Origin of the sequence: Salinicoccus halodurans (genome assembly GCF_900114445.1) — a bacterium.
GTDB lineage: Bacteria > Bacillota > Bacilli > Staphylococcales > Salinicoccaceae > Salinicoccus > Salinicoccus halodurans.
On record NZ_FOTB01000001.1, the window covers coordinates 414,850 to 436,137 of the forward strand.

At 46.0% G+C, this 21,288-nt stretch carries 17 protein-coding genes; all 17 read left to right on the forward strand.

The window, feature by feature from the left end; all coding sequences use genetic code 11:
* Positions 1 to 49 precede the first annotated feature (49 nt).
* The 17 genes from BM271_RS02040 (at position 50) to BM271_RS02120 (ending at position 21,263) form a co-directional block, all read left to right on the forward strand.
* Positions 50 to 4,336 (forward strand): PolC-type DNA polymerase III, encoded by a 4,287-nt coding sequence (locus BM271_RS02040; RefSeq protein WP_046789977.1) that lies wholly within the window; start codon positions 50 to 52, stop codon positions 4,334 to 4,336.
* A 120-nt stretch (positions 4,337 to 4,456) separates the two neighbouring features.
* Entirely contained in the window at positions 4,457 to 4,924 is a 468-nt protein-coding gene (gene rimP / locus BM271_RS02045; RefSeq protein ID WP_046789978.1) for a ribosome maturation factor RimP, read from the forward strand.
* A gap of 16 nt (positions 4,925 to 4,940) precedes the next feature.
* Positions 4,941 to 5,993 (forward strand): transcription termination factor NusA, encoded by a 1,053-nt coding sequence (gene nusA / locus BM271_RS02050; protein WP_046789979.1) that lies wholly within the window; start codon positions 4,941 to 4,943, stop codon positions 5,991 to 5,993.
* Positions 5,994 to 6,012: 19 nt separating this feature from the next.
* On the forward strand, positions 6,013 to 6,297 hold the full coding sequence (gene rnpM / locus BM271_RS02055; protein WP_046789980.1) for an RNase P modulator RnpM: 285 nt from the start codon (positions 6,013 to 6,015) through the stop codon (positions 6,295 to 6,297).
* A complete protein-coding gene (locus BM271_RS02060; RefSeq protein ID WP_046789981.1) occupies positions 6,294 to 6,602 on the forward strand; it encodes a L7Ae/L30e/S12e/Gadd45 family ribosomal protein in 309 nt (102 codons plus the stop codon). The genes rnpM and BM271_RS02060 overlap by 4 nt, the downstream gene beginning before the upstream one ends.
* A gap of 4 nt (positions 6,603 to 6,606) precedes the next feature.
* A complete protein-coding gene (gene infB / locus BM271_RS02065) occupies positions 6,607 to 8,763 on the forward strand; it encodes a translation initiation factor IF-2 (RefSeq protein ID WP_046789982.1) in 2,157 nt (718 codons plus the stop codon).
* A 6-nt stretch (positions 8,764 to 8,769) separates the two neighbouring features.
* The gene (rbfA, locus tag BM271_RS02070; protein WP_046789983.1) at positions 8,770 to 9,105 is read left to right on the forward strand and encodes a 30S ribosome-binding factor RbfA; all 336 of its coding nucleotides are present in this window, start codon (positions 8,770 to 8,772) and stop codon (positions 9,103 to 9,105) included.
* A 50-nt stretch (positions 9,106 to 9,155) separates the two neighbouring features.
* Positions 9,156 to 10,079, forward strand: a complete 924-nt coding sequence (gene truB / locus BM271_RS02075; RefSeq protein WP_046789984.1) for a tRNA pseudouridine(55) synthase TruB — start codon at positions 9,156 to 9,158, stop codon at positions 10,077 to 10,079.
* Entirely contained in the window at positions 10,076 to 11,017 is a 942-nt protein-coding gene (locus BM271_RS02080) for a bifunctional riboflavin kinase/FAD synthetase (protein WP_046789985.1), read from the forward strand. Before truB ends, BM271_RS02080 begins: the two co-directional genes overlap by 4 nt.
* 99 nt (positions 11,018 to 11,116) lie before the next feature.
* Positions 11,117 to 11,386: a 30S ribosomal protein S15 gene (gene rpsO / locus BM271_RS02085; protein ID WP_046789986.1), complete on the forward strand. Its 270-nt coding sequence runs from the start codon at positions 11,117 to 11,119 to the stop codon at positions 11,384 to 11,386.
* A 106-nt stretch (positions 11,387 to 11,492) separates the two neighbouring features.
* Positions 11,493 to 13,607: a polyribonucleotide nucleotidyltransferase gene (gene pnp, locus BM271_RS02090; RefSeq protein ID WP_046789987.1), complete on the forward strand. Its 2,115-nt coding sequence runs from the start codon at positions 11,493 to 11,495 to the stop codon at positions 13,605 to 13,607.
* Position 13,608: 1 nt separating this feature from the next.
* The gene (locus BM271_RS02095; RefSeq protein ID WP_046789988.1) at positions 13,609 to 13,866 is read left to right on the forward strand and encodes a hypothetical protein; all 258 of its coding nucleotides are present in this window, start codon (positions 13,609 to 13,611) and stop codon (positions 13,864 to 13,866) included.
* An 18-nt stretch (positions 13,867 to 13,884) separates the two neighbouring features.
* Positions 13,885 to 15,558: a ribonuclease J gene (locus tag BM271_RS02100; protein WP_046789989.1), complete on the forward strand. Its 1,674-nt coding sequence runs from the start codon at positions 13,885 to 13,887 to the stop codon at positions 15,556 to 15,558.
* A gap of 56 nt (positions 15,559 to 15,614) precedes the next feature.
* Positions 15,615 to 18,038 (forward strand): DNA translocase FtsK, encoded by a 2,424-nt coding sequence (locus BM271_RS02105; RefSeq protein ID WP_046789990.1) that lies wholly within the window; start codon positions 15,615 to 15,617, stop codon positions 18,036 to 18,038.
* 10 nt (positions 18,039 to 18,048) lie between these two features.
* Positions 18,049 to 19,314 (forward strand): EF-P 5-aminopentanol modification-associated protein YfmF, encoded by a 1,266-nt coding sequence (gene yfmF / locus BM271_RS02110; RefSeq protein ID WP_046789991.1) that lies wholly within the window; start codon positions 18,049 to 18,051, stop codon positions 19,312 to 19,314.
* Positions 19,301 to 20,584: an EF-P 5-aminopentanol modification-associated protein YfmH gene (gene yfmH / locus BM271_RS02115; protein ID WP_046789992.1), complete on the forward strand. Its 1,284-nt coding sequence runs from the start codon at positions 19,301 to 19,303 to the stop codon at positions 20,582 to 20,584. The genes yfmF and yfmH overlap by 14 nt, the downstream gene beginning before the upstream one ends.
* Positions 20,577 to 21,263 (forward strand): SDR family NAD(P)-dependent oxidoreductase, encoded by a 687-nt coding sequence (locus tag BM271_RS02120; protein WP_046789993.1) that lies wholly within the window; start codon positions 20,577 to 20,579, stop codon positions 21,261 to 21,263. Before yfmH ends, BM271_RS02120 begins: the two co-directional genes overlap by 8 nt.
* Positions 21,264 to 21,288: the final 25 nt, after the last annotated feature.

Genomic DNA, 21,288 nt, shown 5'->3' on the forward strand with positions numbered 1-21,288 from the left:
CGAAATTTTCAGCGCGTAAATCAATGATTTACGCGCTTTTACAGGAGTGTTGTCAGTGAAAGGGAAGGAACAGTTCAAGGTGCTTCTTGAACAGGCGGGCATACAGGATAATCAGCATTTATCCGGTGGCCAGCTTGAAAAGATAGTGGCGGACGATGAAGAGAGAGTATGGGAATTCCATATCCATTTTGACAGAATGATACCTGCTTCCCTGAGAGATCTGATGGAAGGAAGCATCCGGGAGGCCTTTTCATCGATTGCAGCGGCAAAAATTCATATTTCGGCAGATTCCTATGAAGATAAGGATGTCATAGATTATCTGGAATCTGCGCTTATGCAAGTTAAAGTGAACGATAATATCAGATTCCAGCTTTTGAATTGTGACAAGGAATTCAAGGACGGTGTGCTGACGTTTTCTGTTCAGAATGATATCGAAGTGGCCCATTTCAATAAGCATATCAACGGCAACCTGACTTCTGTTTACAAAATGTTCGGTCTGCCGATCACCGCCATCGAATTCAGGGCGGATGCAAACCTGGATAATGATAAGCGCTCAAAACTCGAAGCAAGGCTGAAAGAGGAGAAGACTGAACTGGTTCAGGGCTTCATCGAAAACCGCAAGGAAATGGAAGAGGAGCGGGAGAACCGCAAAGAGGATGTCGTCAAACAGATTGGCAAATCAATGGATCTGAATGGTGTCAGGCCGCTGCATGAAGTCGTGGATGAGGAATTCAATGTCAAGGTGGAAGGTGTCATATTCGCAAGCGAGGTCAGGGAACTCAGGACAGGACGCAAGATCCTTCAGCTTAAGATTACAGATTACACGGATTCCATCGCAACCAAAATGTTCTCAAGACACGGTAAAAATGATGAAGACGTCTTTGACGCCCTGTCTAAAAACGACTGGGTCGTCATCGAGGGCAACGTGGAATATGATGAGTTTGCGAGGGACATGGTACTCATGATCCGCAATCTGAATGTCATCCATAAGCCCGCCAAGCAGGATACGATGGAAGATAAGCGCGTGGAACTCCATCTGCATTCAGAGATGAGCCAGATGGATGCACTCAGGAATGTCGGGGAATATGTGCAGCGTGCAAAAGATTACGGTCACAAGGCGATCGCCATCACCGATCATAATAATGTCCAGGCCTACCCTGATGCGTATCATGCCGCACAGGCAGCAGGCATCAAGATGATCTACGGCATGGAAGGCCTGCTGGTTGACGACGGCGCACCGATTGCCTATAAGCCGCAGGATATCGTCCTTGAAAATCATGATTTCGTCGTGTTTGACGTGGAGACTACCGGCCTGTCTTCCAAATATGATCAGATTATAGAGCTTGCCGGTGTAAAAGTTCGAAATGGCGAAATTGTCGACCGTTTCGAACGTTTCAGCAATCCGAATGAACCACTGACGGAGACAATCAAGGAAATTACAGGCATCACCGACGACATGCTGGTTGGTGCACCGCCGATCGATGAAGTGATCACAGACTTCAAAGAATGGGTGGGGGACGCAATATTTGTTGCCCATAACGCGAGCTTTGATATGGGGTTCATTGAAGCTGCCTATAAACAGGTGGGCCTGGAATCGTACACGAACGGTGTCATCGATACGCTCGAATTGTCCCGCACAATCAACAAAGAGTTCAAAAAGCATGGTCTGAACATACTCGCCAAGAAATATAATGTCGAGCTGACCCAGCACCACCGGGCGATCTATGATGCAGAGGCGACAGCCTATATCTTTATCAAGATGCTTTCACAGATCAAAAAACTCGGCATTGAAAACCATAAAGAAATCAACAGCACACTGGCGGATCCGGATGCGTATAAACGTTCGATGCCGACACACGTCACCATCCTGGTTAAAAACCAGACAGGGTTGAAAAATCTTTTCAAAATCGTATCCAATTCGCTGACGGACAACTATTATAAGTCTGCGAGAATCAGAAAACAGCTTCTTGAGGAACACAGGGAAGGTCTGCTTATCGGCAGCGCCTGTGATTCGGGTGAAGTGTTCACAGCTATGATGCAGAAGCCATATGAAGAAGCGAAGAAGGCAGCCAAATTTTATGACTACCTGGAAGTATTTCCAAAACCACTCTACAGACGGCTGATGGATCGTGAGATCATCCGTGATGAATCCACGCTTGAAGAGATCATTAAAAATATCATCAAGCTGGGCGGGGAACTGGATAAGCCGGTTGTTGCGACAGGAAATGTCCATTACATTGATGAATCGGAGAAACTGTGCCGTGACATACTCGTCAAAAGTAACCCGGGGAATCCATTGAGCCGCGGCATACTGCCGGATGCACAGTTCAGGACGACGACGGAGATGTATGAAGAATTTGCATTTCTGGATGAAGAGACCCGCCGGGAAATCGTCATCGATGCACCGAACCGCGTGGCAGACAGCATTGATGACGTCACTCCGATAAAAGACGATCTATATACACCGAACATCGACGGTGCGAATGAAGAGATGAGGGAACTGAGCTACAGCAATGCCAGAGCACTCTATGGCGAAGATCTGCCCAAGATAGTTACAGACCGCCTGGAAACTGAACTTGAAAGTATCATAGGCAACGGTTTTGCTGTCATATACCTGATCAGTCAGAAACTCGTGAAAAAATCTTTGGACGACGGTTATCTGGTCGGTTCCAGAGGATCGGTGGGTTCAAGCTTCGTCGCAACCATGACGGAGATTACAGAAGTGAACCCGCTGCCTCCGCATTATGTATGCCCGACATGTAAGAAATCCAGATTCTTTACAGACGGAAGTGTAAACTCCGGATATGACCTTCCGGATAAGTCATGTGAAGAGTGCGGCGTCCCCCTCATCAAGGAAGGACACGATATCCCATTTGAAACTTTCCTCGGCTTCAAGGGGGACAAAGTTCCCGATATCGATTTGAACTTCAGCGGAGATTATCAGGCGGAAGCCCATAACTATACTAAAGTGCTGTTCGGTGAGGATAAGGTGTTCCGGGCGGGTACAATTGGCACCGTGGCCGAGAAAACGGCGTTCGGTTACGTTAAAGGTTATCTGAATGATAACGGCCTGCAGAGGCGCGGCGCTGAAATCGACAGGCTCGTCCTTGGGTGTACGGGCGTCAAACGGACAACCGGCCAGCATCCAGGCGGTATTATCGTTGTCCCTGATGACATGGACATCTATGATTTTACACCGATACAGTATCCTGCAAATGATATTGAAGCGGAATGGAAGACTACGCACTTCGACTTCCATTCGATTGATAATAACCTTCTGAAGCTGGATATCCTCGGCCATGATGATCCGACTATGATCCGTATGCTGCAGGACCTCTCAGGCATCGACCCTAAAACGCTCCCTGTAGATGACAAGGAGACAATGTCTTTATTCAGCTCTCCGGAAACGCTCGGCGTAACTGAGGAGGATATTATCTGCCGTACAGGCACCCTTGGTGTACCTGAGTTCGGTACGGGCTTCGTAAGACAGATGCTCGAAGACACGAGACCTTCGACGTTCAGTGAACTGGTTCAGATTTCAGGCCTTTCACATGGTACTGATGTATGGCTCGGCAATGCCCAGGACTTGATCAGAAGCGGTACATGCGATCTTAAGAACGTGATCGGCTGCCGGGATGACATCATGGTCTTCCTCATGTATCAGGGGCTTGAACCTTCTCTCGCCTTCAACATTATGGAGAAAGTGAGGAAAGGCAAGGGACTTTCAGAAGAACATGAGTCAGCGATGAAGGAACAGGGTGTCCCGAACTGGTATATCGATTCATGCAAGAAGATAAAATATATGTTCCCGAAAGCCCATGCTGCAGCCTATGTATTGATGGCTGTCAGAATTGCGTATTTCAAAGTGCATTATCCACTCTACTATTATGCCAGCTACTTTACTGTCCGTGCTTCGGACTTTGATCTGCTGACGATGGTGAAGGATAAGGCGACCATCCGTCACAGGGTGAAAGAGATGAATCAGAACTTCCAGGAACTTACCAAAAAGGAAAAGGATACGCTGGTCGTGCTGGAGATCACCAATGAGATGGCCCAGCGTGGTTACCGGGTGAAACCGGTCGATATTGAGAAATCCGACAGCTTTGATTTTAAAATTGAAGAGGATGCACTTATCCCGCCATTCATCGCGGTGCCGGGACTCGGTGAGAACGTTGCGAAGCGGATTGTGGAAACAAGAGAAACTGAACCATTCATCTCAAAGGAAGATATCAACAAACGTGCAGGAGTCTCCCAGAAGATCATCGATTATATGACAGAAATGGGCAGTCTGAATCACCTTCCGGACAAGGCCCAGCTCTCTATATTCGACATGTAGCTTGATGTTGCGGCGATTTCAGCCGTGTGGTATAATTATTATGATATTAAAGACTCACGTCACACGGAGAAGAACGGGCTTGCCCGTTCTTCTCTTAGTTTTGAAGGAGGCGAATGGACAATGAACCGCACTGAGCAAAACGTTATGGACAAAGCACAGCCGGTTGTCGAAACGTTGGGGTATAAGCTTATAGAAGTGGAATATGTCAAGGAAGGTCCGGATTTCTATCTTAGACTCTATCTTGATAAGAAGGGCGGTATCTCACTTGAGGACTGCGCACGTGCAAGCGAAGTCCTCAGTGAAAAATTTGATGAATGGGATCTCATCAAAGGAGGATACTTCCTGGATGTTTCTTCGCCGGGAGCCGAACGTCCCATTAAAGATGATGATGATCTTGAAATGACATTGGATCATGGTATCTATGTCAAAACTTACCAGCAGATTGCCGGTGAGAAGGAATGGACAGGTATTCTCAAGGAATATGATGAAAAATCAGTCACTGTAGAATACAAAGTCAAAACCCGTAAAAAAACGATTACTATCGAAAGAGAAAAGATAGCCACTATTAGAAAGGCGGTCTTATTATGATTGGAGGCGCTGGACAGTGAATCAGGAACTATTGAATGCGATCAATTACCTTGAAAAGGAAAAGAGCATTCCCCGTGAAGTGCTGATAGAAACAATTGAAGCGGCACTGATGACAGCTTATAAAAAAAATTATACACAGCATAAAAATGTAAAGGTTGACCTGAATATCGAAAACGGTTCGTACCGTGTCATTTCGAGAAAAGATGTGGTGGAGGAAGTAGAGGATACGACTGCCGAAATCGACCTTGATACAGCACGCACAGTAAACCCGGCTTATGAAATCGGAGATCCCTATGACGAGGATGTTACACCGAAAGATTTCAACCGTGTCGGTGCCCAGGCTGCAAAACAGGCAGTAATGCAGCGTCTTCGGGACGCTGAACGCGGCATACTGTACAATGAGTTCATCGATAAGCAAGATGAAGTGATGACAGGTCTGATCGACAGGGTCGACAATCGCTTTGTCCATATCCAGCTCGGACGGACAGATGCGGTGCTCAGTGAATCCGAAAGGATGCCGAATGAGACGTACACCCCCAACGAACGCATCAAAGTGTATGTCAATAAGGTGGAGCAGACGACAAAAGGACCCCAGATCTTTGTCTCAAGAACCCATCCGAACCTTCTGAAACGGCTGTTTGAAAAAGAAGTGCCGGAGATTTATGACGGCACAGTTGAAATCATGAGTGTGGCGCGTGAAGCGGGCGAACGTTCCAAAATCAGTGTATATGCTGAAAATCCGGATGTGGATGCGGTCGGTTCATGTGTCGGCGCCAGAGGTACACGCGTTGAGGCAATCGTAAACGAGCTTTCCGGTGAGAAAATCGACATCGTCCTCTGGGACGAGGATCCGAAAGTATTCGTTAAAAATGCACTGAGCCCTTCGCAGGTAGTGGACGTGGTCGTCAGTGAAGAGAACCAGTCGACTATGGTGATTGTTCCGGATAACCAGCTGTCACTGGCAATCGGCAAAAAAGGACAGAATGCGCGTCTCGCGGCGAAGCTCACAGGCTGGAAGATTGATATTAAAAGTGAATCTGATGCTGCAGAAGAAGGCAGCATAGAATAAATTTCGGGGTGAAAGGCTTATGAAAAAGAAAGTTCCACTCAGAAAATGCATACTGACACAGGAAATGCATCCTAAAAAAGATCTTCTCCGGATTGTAGTCAATAAGGAGAATGAAGTTTTCGCGGATGCGACCGGCAAGAAGAACGGGCGGGGCAGCTATGTTGTCAAAGATCTTGAAAAGGTGAATGAAGCCCGCGCCAACAAGGTACTGGAATCAAGGCTCGGTTTCGACAGTGAAAAACTGGAACCTGTATATGACGAAATAATACGTCTGATCTACAGGGAGGACATCCCTAAACGATGACGGATAAAGTACTCAATCTACTTGGGATTGCGAAACGTGCAGGCAGGCTGACGACAGGAGAGGAAAAGACGATAGAGTCTATCCGGAAGCAGACTGCAAAACTCGTTTTCATAGCGGGTGATGCCAGCAGAAACACCAGTAAAAAAGTTAAAGATAAATGTAGCTATTATAATATACCGCTGATTGATAAGTATTCCAACATGGAGTTGAGTCAGGCTACAGGCGCATCCAACAGGGTGGTTCTGTCAATCACGGACTCAGGCTTCGGCGACAAGCTGCTGGAGCTCGCAGAGAAAGGAAAGTGATTCAATGAGTAAAATCAGAATCCACGAATATGCAAAAGAAAATGGAGTTTCCTCCAAAGAGATTATGGAATTCCTTCAGAACAAAGGAATAGAAGTGAAAAGCCATATGAAATCATTGGAAGATGATGAAATCTCTGTACTGGATAAGAAATTCAAAAAATCTGCAACCAAACCGGAAGCAGGAAAAACGAACAAACCGGCCCAGAATAAGCAACAAGGCCAAAAGACTTCAAATACTACTGGTAATAATAAGCAAAATCAAAACCAGAACAAAACTCAGGGCCAGAACAAAGGCCCTCAGAATAAAGGGCCTCAAAACAAGAGAAACCAGAAAAGCAGACACCATAAACCAGGACAAAAAGGAATTAAAAAGGCTCAAAATCAAAAGCCTGCACCTAAAAAAGAGGTGGAACTGCCTAAGGAGTTCAAATATCAGGAAGGTATCACTGTCGGTGAGCTTGCCGAAAAAATCGGCGTAGAGGCTTCCAAAATAGTAAAAGATCTCTTCATGGTCGGTGTAATGACCAATATCAACCAGTCTCTCGATAACGACTCTGTTGAACTGATTGCGTCAGACCATGGTTTTACAGCCGAACTTGAAGTGGTTGTCGACAATACCGATCTTGAAAACTATTTCGAACTGGATGACAGTTTAAATGAAGAAAGACCAAGTGTCGTAACAATCATGGGTCACGTCGATCATGGTAAAACAACACTTCTCGACTCCATCCGTCATACTAAAGTGACTGCCGGGGAAGCCGGCGGCATTACGCAGCATATCGGTGCGTATCAGATTGAATATAACGACAAGAAAATCACGTTCCTCGATACGCCGGGCCACGCAGCCTTCACTACAATGCGTGCCAGAGGTGCCCAGGTGACAGATATCACAATCCTTGTGGTTGCAGCTGATGATGGTGTGATGCCTCAGACCATCGAAGCGATAAATCATGCAAAAGCGGCGGAAGTGCCGATCATTGTTGCGGTGAACAAAGTGGATAAACCGACAGCAAACCCTGACCGTGTAATGACGGAACTGGGTGAACATGGACTATATCCTGAAGACTGGGGCGGCGACACAATCTTTGTACAACTTTCTGCACTGAGCGGAGACGGCATCGACAGCCTGCTTGAAATGATTACACTTGTTGGTGAAGTTGAAGAGCTCAAAACCAAAAGTGACATGCCTGCAATCGGTACAGTGATTGAAGCGGAACTGGATAAATCCCGCGGGCCGGCAGCATCACTGCTTGTCCAGCATGGTACACTCCAGGTCGGTGATTCCATTGTTGTCGGAAACACGTTCGGTAAAGTCCGTGCCATGGTTGATGACCTCGGACGCAGAATCCAGAAAGCAGGGCCGTCCACGCCTGTGGAAATTACAGGGCTTAATGATGTCCCTCTGGCCGGTGACCGTTTCGTAGTGTTCACAGATGACAAGAAAGCGCGCAGCATCGGGGAAGCCCGTTCTGAACAGCAGGTCCTGAAAGACCGCGAGCAGACACAGAAGGTAAGTCTCGATAATCTGTTCGAACAGATGAAAGAAGGAGAGATGAAAGATCTCAACCTGATCATCAAGGGTGACGTACAAGGTTCTGTTGAGGCACTCAGTGCATCACTTATGAAAATTGATGTAGAAGGTGTCAATGTGCGGATCATCCATACGGGTGTAGGCGCAATCAACGAGTCCGACGTTACACTTGCTTCAGCTTCCAGTGCAATCATCATCGGATTCAACGTCCGTCCGGACGTCAATGCCAAAAAAGCGGCAGATCGTGAAAAAGTGGATCTCAGACTCTACAGCGTCATCTATAAGGTGATCGAAGAGATCGAATCCGCGATGAAAGGCATGCTGGATCCTGAATATGAAGAAAAAGTGATCGGTAACGTAGAAGTCCGACAGACATTCAAAGTATCCAAAGTGGGTACCATCGCCGGCGCTTATGTGACAGACGGCAAAATCACCCGTGATTCAAGTGTAAGAGTCATCAGGGAGGGTATAGTCATCTATGAAGGTGAACTGGATACTCTGAAGCGCTTTAAGGATGATGCAAAAGAAGTTGCGGCAGGATACGAATGCGGTATAACAATCAAAAAATTCAATGACCTTAAAGAAGGAGACCAGATTGAACCCTACATCATGGTCGAGATTGAAAGGTGATAATCTATGAGTAACAGACAGGAACGTGTTGCTGAGGAGATTAAAAAAGTGGTGAGCGAAGCTCTCAGGACGAAAGTTGACAATCCGGATATCGGAATGGTAACAGTCACTGATGTGGAGCTTACCAAAGAGATGGAAACAGCAACAATCTATTATACTTCACTGAACGAAAACAAGGAAGAAGTAGGAAACGCCCTGGAGAAATCAAAAGGGCTCATCCGTTCTGAAGTTGCCAAAGAGATCAGAATCAGAAAGGCACCGGAACTTGCTTTCAAATATGATAATTCCATCGAATACGGTAATAAAATCGAATCGTTGCTGAATGAGATCAAAGATCAATAAGCCTGTGGGGTCTCCCCCGGGCTTTTATTTTTACATATGGAGGTGACGGGATGCTTCATGGTGTAATCCCGATCAATAAACCGCGCGGCATGACGAGTCATGATGTGGTATTCAAGATGAGAAAAATTTTGGGAATGAAAAAAGTAGGACATACAGGGACCCTTGACCCTGAAGTGACAGGTGTACTGCCAATCTGCATCGGTGAAGGGACGAAACTCACGGAGTACATGCAGACGAAGCGTAAAAGCTACCGGGCGCGGGTGACCCTCGGCTTTGCTACCGATACAGAAGATCAGACAGGAACAGTCACCGGAAAAAGTGATATCTCGGGTATAACAGATGACCAGATTGACCGAGTGATTGCATCTTTTCCCGAGGATTATGAGCAGCAGGTACCGATGTATTCTTCTGTGAGAGTGGACGGAAGGAAACTATATGAGTATGCAAGAGAGGGCAAAACAGTAGAGCGCCCGAAAAGGACTGTTAAAATATACAGCCTGGAACGGACTTCCGGTATTACAAGGGAAGATGGTCTCATACATTTTTATGTGGATGTGGAGTGTTCAAAGGGCACTTATGTAAGGACGCTGGCAGTTGATATCGGCCGTCATCTTTCTGTGCATGCCCATATGTCCCACCTTATCAGAACCGCTTCCTGCGGCATCGACATCGAAAATGCGATCACAATGGAAGAACTGAAGGAAATGGATCATGAAGATGCTGTGGTGCCGCTGCTGGAAATCCTGAAAGATGAGCCTGCAGTGGACATTAAAGATGATGGTTTTTTATTTAAAATCCGTAATGGGCAGAAAATGCCCAAATCTGATATTATGGAAAGTGTCGAGGATGACGGGGCAGAACTCGTCGTTTTTACACACGAAGGGAAACCGCTTGGTATATATTACCCGCACCCGGCGAAACCTGACGTAATGAAACCATATCAAATGTTCAATATCCAAGAGGCGATGAAATGAAAATTATCCGATTACATTATCCATTAGACAACCGGCAGGATGAATTGAAGGATTCTGCTGCTGCAATTGGCTTTTTTGACGGTCTGCACAGAGGCCATCAGAATGTCATCAACAAAATGATTGAAATTGCGGAGGAAAAAGGTCTGAAGAAGGCCGTGATGACGTTTGATCCGCACCCTTCAGTCGTGCTCAGTCCCAAAAAACAACGTACAACTTATCTGACCCCGCTTGACATCAAGCTTGAAATGCTAGACGGCATGGGTGTCGACTACTGCTTTATCATCAACTTCTCAAGTGCATTTGCTGCACTCGAATCTGAGTATTTCGTGAGTGAATATCTGATCAACAATAAAGTCAGGGAAGTGATTGCCGGCTTTGATTTTTCCTACGGCCGTTACGGGAAAGGGAATATCGATACGCTGAAAGCAAACGATGCTTTCAATACGACGGCTGTCGCCAAACTGACTTCCGGAAGCGAAAAGATTTCCACAACGAAGCTGAGAGATGACCTGGCAGCGCACAGACTCGAAGAAGTGAATGATGCACTCGGCAGACCTTTTGAAGTGCAGGGTGTTGTCGTCCAGGGCGAGAAGCGCGGGCGGACCATAGGCTTTCCTACAGCGAATGTTGAGCCTGAATACCGTTATCATCTTCCTGCGAAAGGCGTCTATGCAGTGACTCTTAAAATTGATAATGAAGAGGAAATCTATAAAGGTGTCTGCAATGTCGGTGTGAAACCCACATTCCATGATAATATGACACGTGTTTCCATAGAAGTCCATCTGTTTGATTTCAACAGGAGCATCTATGGTGAAAATGTGACTGTATACTGGCACAACTTCATCCGCAAAGAACAGAAGTTCTCGGGCATAGATGAACTGACTGAACAAATTGGAAAAGACAAAGAAAAAGCGGCGGAACTGCTTGAAAATCATTAATGGTTGCCGTATAATGAATCAAGTGCCTTATCTTGGTGGAAAGAGACTCCGACGTCCACTCGGATGCAGGTGAACAATAATTAAAGGAGGCGTTTCTTCATGGCAATTACACAAGAGCGCAAAAATGAACTTATTCAGGAATACCGTACACACGAGTCCGACACAGGATCACCGGAAGTGCAGATCGCTGTTTTGACAGCTGAAATCACTGCACTCAATGAACACCTCGGATTTCATAAGAAAGACCACCACTCCAGACGCGGTCTTCTTAAAATGGTAGGACGCAGAAAACACCTGCTTAACTATCTTCGTGAAAAAGATATTCAAAGATACCGTGAACTTATCGGAAGACTTGGTCTTCGCCGCTAATTCACGTTTCGGCATATCCTTGCGGTATGCCTTTTTTTTATGTATATTTTTTTGCAAAAGTGATATGATTGAAATAAGCAGCCATACTAAGGAGAGTAGACAAATTATGATAGAATCAACAAAAAAGGTATATGAAACACAGTGGGGCAGACACAAGCTCACAGTAGAATACGGTGAAGTTGCCAAACAGGCAAACGGCGCCGTATTGGTACGCTATGGAGAGACTGTGGTACTGAGTACTGCAACAGCGTCAAAAGAGCCGAAAGACCTGCCTTTCTTTCCATTGACTGTGGCATATGAAGAAAAGCTTTACGCTGCCGGAAAAATTCCGGGCGGCTTCAATAAGCGTGAAGGACGGCCGAGTGAAGAGGCGACATTGACAAGCCGTCTCATCGACCGCCCGATCAGGCCTCTATTCCCGGATGGCTACAGACATGACCTGCAGGTAATGAATATCGTATTATCCGTTGACCCTGATGCATCCCCTCAGATGGCGGCGATGCTTGGTGCATCCATGGCACTTGGTGTAAGTGACATCCCGTTCGAAGGACCGATTGCAGGTGTCACAGTAGGGTTGGTCGATGGTGAGTTCATCATCAATCCGTCGACAGAGGAAATGGAGAAATCAGAAATCGATCTGCAGGTTGCGGGTACGAAGGATGCGGTGAACATGGTTGAAGCAGGGGCAAAAGAAGTTACTGAAGACACTATGCTTAAAGCAATCATGTTCGGACATGAGAGCATCAGGGAAATGGTAGTTTTCCAGGAAGAAATACTCTCCCAGCTCGATGTTGTCAAAAAGAATTTTGAACTGCCTGAACAAGATGCTTCATTGACAGCGGAAATGGAAGAAAAAGCAGTGTCCATGGGTCTGTACAGTGCAATACAGGATCCGGATAAGCAGGCGCGTGAAGAAGGCATCAACGCTGCCAAGGACAGCATTCTCCAAACGTTGGATGAAGAAGCTGAAGATTATGAGGAAACACATGCTGAAGCGTCGGCAATCATCGAAAAGCTTCTGAAGAATGAAGTGCGCAGATTGATTACAGAGGAAAAAATCCGGCCGGACGGGCGCGAGCCGTCAGAGATCAGACCGCTCAACTCCCAGATAGGACTCCTGCCGCGGGCACATGGTTCCGGTCTGTTCACACGCGGTCAGACCCAGGCGCTTTCAATCGCCACTCTGGGCGGGCTAGGTGAACACCAGATCATTGATGGACTGGGTGTCGAAGAGAATAAACGGTATATGCACCATTATAATTTCCCGCAGTTTTCAGTCGGTGAAACCGGACCGATCAGGGGGCCGGGCCGACGTGAAATCGGACATGGTGCCCTCGGGGAACGTGCATTGCTTCAGGTGATTCCCGATGAGACAGCATTTCCGTATACTATCCGTGTCGTATCCGAAGTGCTGGAATCCAACGGTTCCAGTTCACAGGCTTCCATCTGCGGTTCAACCCTGGCTCTGATGGATGCAGGTGTGCCGATCAAGGCACCGGTTGCCGGAATTGCCATGGGTCTCGTAATGAAAGACGACAAGTATACAATCCTTTCAGATATACAGGGCATGGAAGATGCACTGGGTGACATGGATTTCAAAGTTGCCGGCACTGAAAAAGGAATCACAGCGATCCAGATGGATATCAAAATCGAAGGTTTGAGTGAAGATATACTTAGGGAAGCACTTGCACAGGCACATGAGGGCAGAAGCAGGATACTTGAGAATATGCTTGCCACCATCAGCGAGCCCCGCACTGAACTGAGTAAATATGCACCGAAAGTGGAAGTAATGCATATCAATCCGGATAAGATCAGGGATGTCATTGGGCCGGGCGGTAAGAAAATCAATGAAATCATTGATGAAACCGGTGCAAAACTCGATATTGAACAGGATGGAACAGTCTATATCGGTCACAGCGACTCCTCGATGATTGAAAAAGCTAAGAAGATCATTGAAGACCTTACGCGTGTTGCTGAAGTGGGCCAGGTCTACATGGGTGAAGTCAGACGTGTTGAAAAGTTCGGTGCTTTTGTTAATCTGTTCCCGGGCAAAGATGCACTGGTCCATATTTCACAACTGGATACCAAACGTGTGGCAAAAGTTGAAGATGTTGCAAAAATCGGAGATAAATTCCTTGTGAAAGTAACCAACATTGACAACCAGGGCAGAGTGAATGCATCAAGGAAGGAATTACTGGAGGATAAAAAGGAGAGTAATTGATTTGATTTTTAACAAAATAAAACTCAATGGTACTGAATACGATATTACAGGGCAACTGAGAATCAAAGAGGACAATGAAGTGAAAATCATTTTTGACGACCTTATGTTCGGCAATACTTTAAAAGATATGTCCAACAGGAAGCAAAAGGCGGAATCTCTCATTTTAAAGAATAGCGAGGAAACGAGATACGATACAAAAAACGTATACGTTTCCCACCTTACGATTGATGGCGAACATTATCATGCCACTTTCAAGTAGGATTTAGGAGGAAATATTTTGAGCGCATCAAAAAATGAAAAGGCAAATATACAGATAATCCCTCTTGGCGGTGTCGGCGAAATCGCCAAAAATATGTACATTGTTGAAGTGGATGAGGAGATGTTCATACTCGATGCGGGACTGATGTTCCCCGAAGATGAAATGCTCGGTGTCGACATAGTGATACCTGACATTTCCTATATCCGCGATAACAAACATAAACTTAAAGGGATTTTCCTTTCCCATGGCCATGAAGATTCGATCGGCGCGGTTCCTTACATCATTGAGGAACTCAATGTACCGATCTATGGTTCAAAGCTTACTTTGGCACTTGTCAAAGACAGGCTCAGGGCAAAAGGCGTCAATAAGAAATTCAAATTTTATACAATAAACAGCAAATCCCGCATGAAATTCAAGAATGCCGAAATGGTCTTCTTCGAAACAAGCCACAGCATCCCGGACTCATACGGTGTAAGTATCGAAACAAAATATGGATCCATAGTTTACACCGGGGAATTCAAATTCGATCAGAGCTTAAGCGGTGACTACAGCTATAACATGGCTAAAATGTATGACATCGCAAAGAAAGATGTCCTGGCATTGATCAGTGACTCCACTGAAGCGGAAAAACGGGGTTATAATACGCCGGAAAATGTCATCGAAGAACATATTCTTGATGGTTTTGCCAAAGCAAAAGGCAGAGTCATCGTTTCATGCTATGCATCAAACTTCGTACGTATCCAGCAGGTGCTGACGAATGCAGCCAAGACAAAACGTAAAGTTTCCTTTCTCGGCAAAACCCTGGAAAATTCATTTAAGGTTGCACGGAACATGGGCTACTTCGATATTCCGGAAGGCCTGCTTGTTCCAAGCCATGAAATTGGCAACTATCCGGACAATGAACTGGTGATTGTTGCCACCGGTTCACAGGGTGAACCAATCGAAGCACTTGGCACAATGTCACGCGGTCAGCATGAAGTGACGAATATCAAGGAAGGTGATATCGTCTATATTCTGACGACACCTTCTTCCAATATGGAAGTCGTACTTTACAGTACAATGAACGAACTGGTCAAAGCAGGCGCGAACATCGCGACGCCTGAACAGAACATCCATGCCTCCGGCCATGGATTGAGCGAAGAGCTGAAAATGATGCTCAATGTAATGAAACCGAAGTACTTCATACCGGTGCAGGGTGAATTTAAAATGCAGATTGCACACGCCAAGCTCGCTGCGGAAGCCGGCGTGCTGCCTGAAAATATCTTCCTGCTTGAAAAAGGGGATGTCGCATCCTATGACGGCACCGATATGATCAGTGCAGAAAAAGTGACAGCGGGCAACGTACTCATCGACGGAAGCGGCGTAGGGGACGTGGGGAATATCGTCCTTCGCGACAGAAGACTGCTCAGCGAAGACGGCATTTTCATCGCTGTCATCACAATCGACCCGAAAGCGCGCAAAATCATGGCAGGGCCGGAAATCCAGTCCAGAGGCTTCGTCTATGTCAAAGAAAGTGAAAATCTGCTGAAAGACGCAGAAGAACGTGTCTATAATATCGTGCTGGATTCACTCGACGAAAAGAAACTGGAGTGGAGTACACTCAAACAGAGCATCAGGGACGACCTTGGCAAGTATTTATACGAAAATACGAAGCGCCGTCCTATGATCATTCCAATCATATCTGAAATATAAAAAGCATGAGACTGTCAATTTTGGCAGTCTCATTGTAAATCTGAGAGGAGCATACCATGGCACGAAAGCGAAAAAAGACAACGAAAAAGAAGCAGAATAATAGAACCTACTATTCAATTTCCGCTTTCATACTCATCGTTGTTTTATTTATAACCATTTTTCAACTGGGTGTCATTGGAACATACATAGATGCGTTCTTTGCCTATTTCTTCGGAACAAGCAGATATTTCACCTATCTGATTTTGTTTCTTGCCGGCATATATCTGGCTGCAGAGCAGAAAATACCATTCACCAGGAGAATGGGCGGCTATCTGCTTCTGCAGTTCGGATTATTGTTTTTATTCCACTCTATACTCTACATTACGAACCGCGGGAGGATAGAGAACTATTTCACTTTCGGAGAAACAATTGAGACGATCCAGACAGATGGCATCATGCATTTCTTCGGAGGCGGCATCATCGGCCAGCTGCTGTTCCAGTTCTCTTCGACAGGAGTGTCATTGATTGGGACGCTCTTCCTTGGTCTCATATTGATCTATTTCAGCTATCTGATCATCACTTCAAAAGATATCGAGCAGGCGCTGTCGAAAGATCTTTCGAACCTGGGGATGGTGCTGAAACGTACAGGGCTCATCATCATTTCAGGTGCAGCCGGATTTGGAGAATGGATGAAGCAGCTGTTTGCGGCACTGTTTGAAGGAAGAAAAGAAGCGGCATCGAGGCCTGAAAAGGACAAGCTTCAAAAATCAGGGACGAAGTCCCGTGTCGACCGGGCTAAGACCAAAAAAGACAGTCAGATGCCTAAAAATATCGAGGATTTCGAACCGGATGAATCGCTCATCGAAGATATGAACGCCATCGATGCCGATGCCGAAACTGAAGAAAGTACTGAGGCTGTTGCTGAAAAGGTTGAAACGAATAAGGAAGAATTTTCAGAGCCGAAGATTGACAGCGGAAGCAATGCATCCACAAAAATCGAATATGAATCGGAAGACCCGGGAAGCATACCGGAAGATATTGAATCGGATGCCGAAGGTGAAAGTGAAATTGAAACGTTTGATGACGGTGAACTGAATGCCCTGAAACAATATGAACTTCCGGAAATCACTATGCTGAAGGACACAGAAGTGACAGAGAAGGTCAGCAACAAAGAAGTGCTCAAGCAGGGGAGGATACTCGAAGAGACGCTTAAGAACTTCGGGGTTAACGCCAAAGTTTCCAAAATCAGGATCGGTCCTGCAGTGACCCAGTTTGAAATACAGCCTGACATCGGTGTCAAAGTCAGTAAAATCATCAACCTGCAGAATGATATTGCATTGAGCCTGGCGGCAAAAGATATACGGATTGAAGCACCGATTCCGGGCAAATCCGCAGTGGGCATAGAAGTTCCAAACTCCGTCATCAGCATGGTGACTTTAAGGGAAGTCCTCAAGAAGAAAAATTCCGGCAATCTGCTGGAAGTTGCTTTGGGTAAAGATATTTCAGGAAGCCCGATTACGGCCGAGCTCAACAAAATGCCGCATCTGCTTGTCGCAGGTGCTACAGGCAGCGGCAAATCAGTATGTATCAACGGGATTATCATCAGTCTCCTGATGAAGGCGAAACCGCATGAAGTGAAACTGATGATGATCGACCCGAAAATGGTTGAGCTCAACGTCTATAATGGTATTCCCCACTTGTTGTCACCTGTGGTTACGAATCCTCAAAAAGCGAGCGATGCACTGAACAAGATAGTGAGTGAAATGGAACGCAGATATGATCTGTTCTCCCATTCCGGGACGAGAAATATCGAAGCATACAACCAATATCTGGAACGTGAGAGCGAGGATCCGGAAAAAGTTCAGAAACTGCCGTATATTGTGGTGATCATCGACGAGCTTGCCGACCTGATGATGGTGGCATCGAAAGATGTGGAAGCTTCCATTACCAGAATTGCCCAGATGGCCCGTGCTGCAGGAATTCATCTGATCATCGCGACCCAGAGACCCTCTGTAGATGTTATTACTGGTATAATAAAAGCGAATATCCCGTCCAGAATCGCCTTCAGCGTGAGTTCGTCCACAGATTCGAGGACAATCATCGATTCGCAGGGAGCCGAAAAACTGCTTGGACGGGGGGATATGCTGTTCCTGCCTTCAGGGAGATCGAAACCGCTCCGTGTACAGGGCGCATTCCTGTCTGATGATGAAGTGACGGATGTTGTCGAATACATCACCAGCCAGATGAAGGCGAACTACGAAAAATCAATCATGAATAAACCGGTGGAGAAGGAACAGGTCGAATCTGAGGATGACCTTTATCCGGATGCGAAATGGTTTGTCATCGAAGAACAGCGTGCCAGTGCTTCACTGCTGCAGCGCCAGTTCAGAATCGGCTATAACCGGGCAGCAAGGCTGGTCGATGATCTGGAAGCGAATGGTGTCATCGGGCCGAGCAGCGGAAGCAAGCCCCGCAATGTGCTAATACAGAATGAAGAGTAAGGAGCAAACTATGTATAATGTCACTAAGACTGAAGTGAATCATATCCCTGCTAGAATCATCAATACTGATAAATTCAAGACGATCACCATCCAGCTACAGCTCAGAAGCCGGCTCAGTAAGGAGCGGGTGACAAAGCGCAATCTGCTTTCCCGCATGATGGTGAAGCGTACGCTCCGCCATCCGGCCGAAGCTGACTTATTAAATCATCTTGCCCATTATTACGGCGCCCATCTGACAACAAATGTCGGGCGCAAGGGCCAGGATCATATCGTAACTTTCAGCATGGAATTTGTGAACAATAAATTTATCAGGGAAGCTCTTGATATACCAAATGAAATGTGCAGAGTTTTAAAAGATGTGCTGGACACGCCGTTTGAATATGATGAGGATTTCACAGCATTTTTCGAACGTGAAAAACGCCTGTATAAAAACAGGCTGAAAAGCATGAAAGACAATCGTGCCCAGGCTAGTTTCCAGGCTATGGTGAATACGATGTTTGAAGATGAAGAATATAAGTATCTCTCTCATGGTGTGCTGGAAGATATTGATTCCATCACATTGGAAGACCTCAGGGAAGAACATGCGGAAATGATGTCAGCAGATGATATGGTGATTTTAACAGCAGGAAGTGTGGATGACGGCATACTTGAAAACCTGTCGCTTATCCATTCAAGGGAAGAGAAGGAAGAAATTGACCACCAGCCGTACCCCTACAGGGCTGTGTCAAAAGTAAAACGTGCAACGGACACACAAAAAATTGAGCAGGCAAAACTCAATATGGGATTCCGGGCTGAGCTGGATTCAGCTGAATCACATATGGCATTCAATGTGCTGAATCAGATGTTTGGCGGCACTGCTTCTTCATACTTATTCCGTAACATACGGGAAAAGCAGAGCCTTGCATACCAGATCAGTTCCCAGATAGATGTCAGGAACGGTTATATGTTCGTGATGGGCGGTGTGGATGCTGAAAATGTAGAAAAAGCTGAAAAAGGCATCCTTGAAGAGCTCGAACGCTTCAGAAGCGGAGATTTCGAAGATTCTTTCATAGATGAAATCAAAGGCATGATGCGTGTAAACAGAAAAGAAGTGATGGATAAGCCGAAAGGTCTTATCGCACTGGAATATAACCAGCTTCTTAAAAAACCGGATACGCCGGAGTGGGAAACACAGCTCGCGCGCGTGGACAGAGCCCTCATCATAGAAATAAGCAAGAAAATCCATCTGGATACCGTATATGTACTGACAAGGAGTGATGAAGATGCAGCTGACTGAGTATAGGGAAATAGATGAGAAAGTATACAGCCATAAATGCACCAACGGACTCGAAATTTTCGTTATCCAAAAACCCGGCTACAGTAAAAAATTTGCAACTTATACGACAAAATATGGTTCCATGGATGATCTGTTCATGGTAGACGGCAGGGAACACCGTGTGCCGGACGGCATTGCCCATTTCCTTGAACATAAGATGTTTGAAAAGGAAGACGGGGATGTTTTCAACTTGTTTTCAAAATACGGGGCGAATGCCAATGCATTTACTTCGTATGACCGTACCTCCTATCTGTTCAGCACAACAGAAGACTTCACAAAAAATCTCGACCTGCTGATGAATATGGTTGAGAAACCGTACTTCACGGATGAAACTGTGGAACGGGAAGTCGGCATCATCAATGAGGAAATAAAAATGTATCAGGATAACCCGGGCTATAAGCTTTATTTTGAGACACTCAACCAGATGTATCATCAACTTCCCGTGAAAACGGATATTGCAGGGACCCTTGATTCCATCAGTGAAATTACAAAAGAGCACCTCTTCACATGCCACTCGACATTCTATCACCCATCAAATATGGTGATGATCCTCGTCGGGGATTTTGAAGTGGAATCATTGATTTCCCATGTAGATGAGCATCAGAATGACCGGGGTATCACTCACATCCCATCCATTGAACGCAAATTGCCGGAAGAACCGGCGGAGATTGCTTTGAAACATAAAGTGCTTGAAATGGATGTGCAGGATACCAAGGTCATGATCGGATTCAAAAAGCTCCAGACTTTAGCATCAGCGTCTGAACGCCTTGTCCGGGACCTGTCGATGATGTTCGCACTTGATATGGTGTTCGGGGAGCAGTCACCTTACTATTATGAACTGATGGATTCTGGACTGATTGACGACTCCTTCAACTTCAGCCATATCGAAGAAATTTCATTTGCGCACACCCTTCTGACATCGACTTCAGATGAACCCGCTAAACTTAAGGAACGTCTGACTGAGATCATCAAAGAAGTGAAGAAGGATGAATTCTTCACAGATGAAAAACTGGCGAACCAGAAGCGTGAAGTGCTGGGGGATTATTTATCAAGTCTGAACTCACCAGAATATATTGCCAATCAATTCACCAAATATCATCTCGATGGCTATGACTTGTACAAGCTGCCGGAAATCATAGAAAGTATCACTCCGGATGATGCCAAAAAACACTTTATCGATGTCATGGATCCAAATAACATGGTAGAGTGTATATTGAAACCGCATGGCTAGATACGTCATTACCGGCAGTACAGGCGATATCGGAAGCGCGGTGCATAAAATGCTGAAAGATCATGAAATCATCACATTTTCCAGGTCGAGGCAGCCTGAATATTCAAGTACCCATCATCATCTCGATCTGTCAAAGCCATTTGAAGAAGATGTACTTGAAGACGCCCTGTCAGATATCGGGGTGCTGGACGGGCTGATATGGTGCCCGGGGGAGAGTCTGTATAACCTGATCCAGGATACAACACTCGAGGAAGTAGATGCACAGTATAACCTTGCTGTAAGATCCCTGGTAGCATTTGTCAGGGTCCTGCTGCCGAAACTCCGGAAAAGTGCCTCTGGCCGAATCGTCGTGATTACATCGGTATGGGGCAGGAACGGGGCGAGTTTTGAAAGCATATACGCTTCTATGAAAGGGGCGCAGGAAGCACTTGTAAAGTCTCTGGCAAAAGAATTTTCGGCCACAGACATTACAGTGAACGGCGTGGCACCCGGTGTCGTTGAAGGGGCGATGACGGACCTGCTGTCGGATTCGGACAGGGCTTTTTTAATGGAAGAGCTGCCGCAATCAAGATTTGTGCGCACAGAAGAAGTTGCGCATGCAGTCTGTTATCTGCTTGATTCAAAAGCAGGTTCTGTCAATGGTGAAATTATGAATATCAACGGGGGATGGTATACATGAATAAGCACGTAGAAGATAAAAAAGA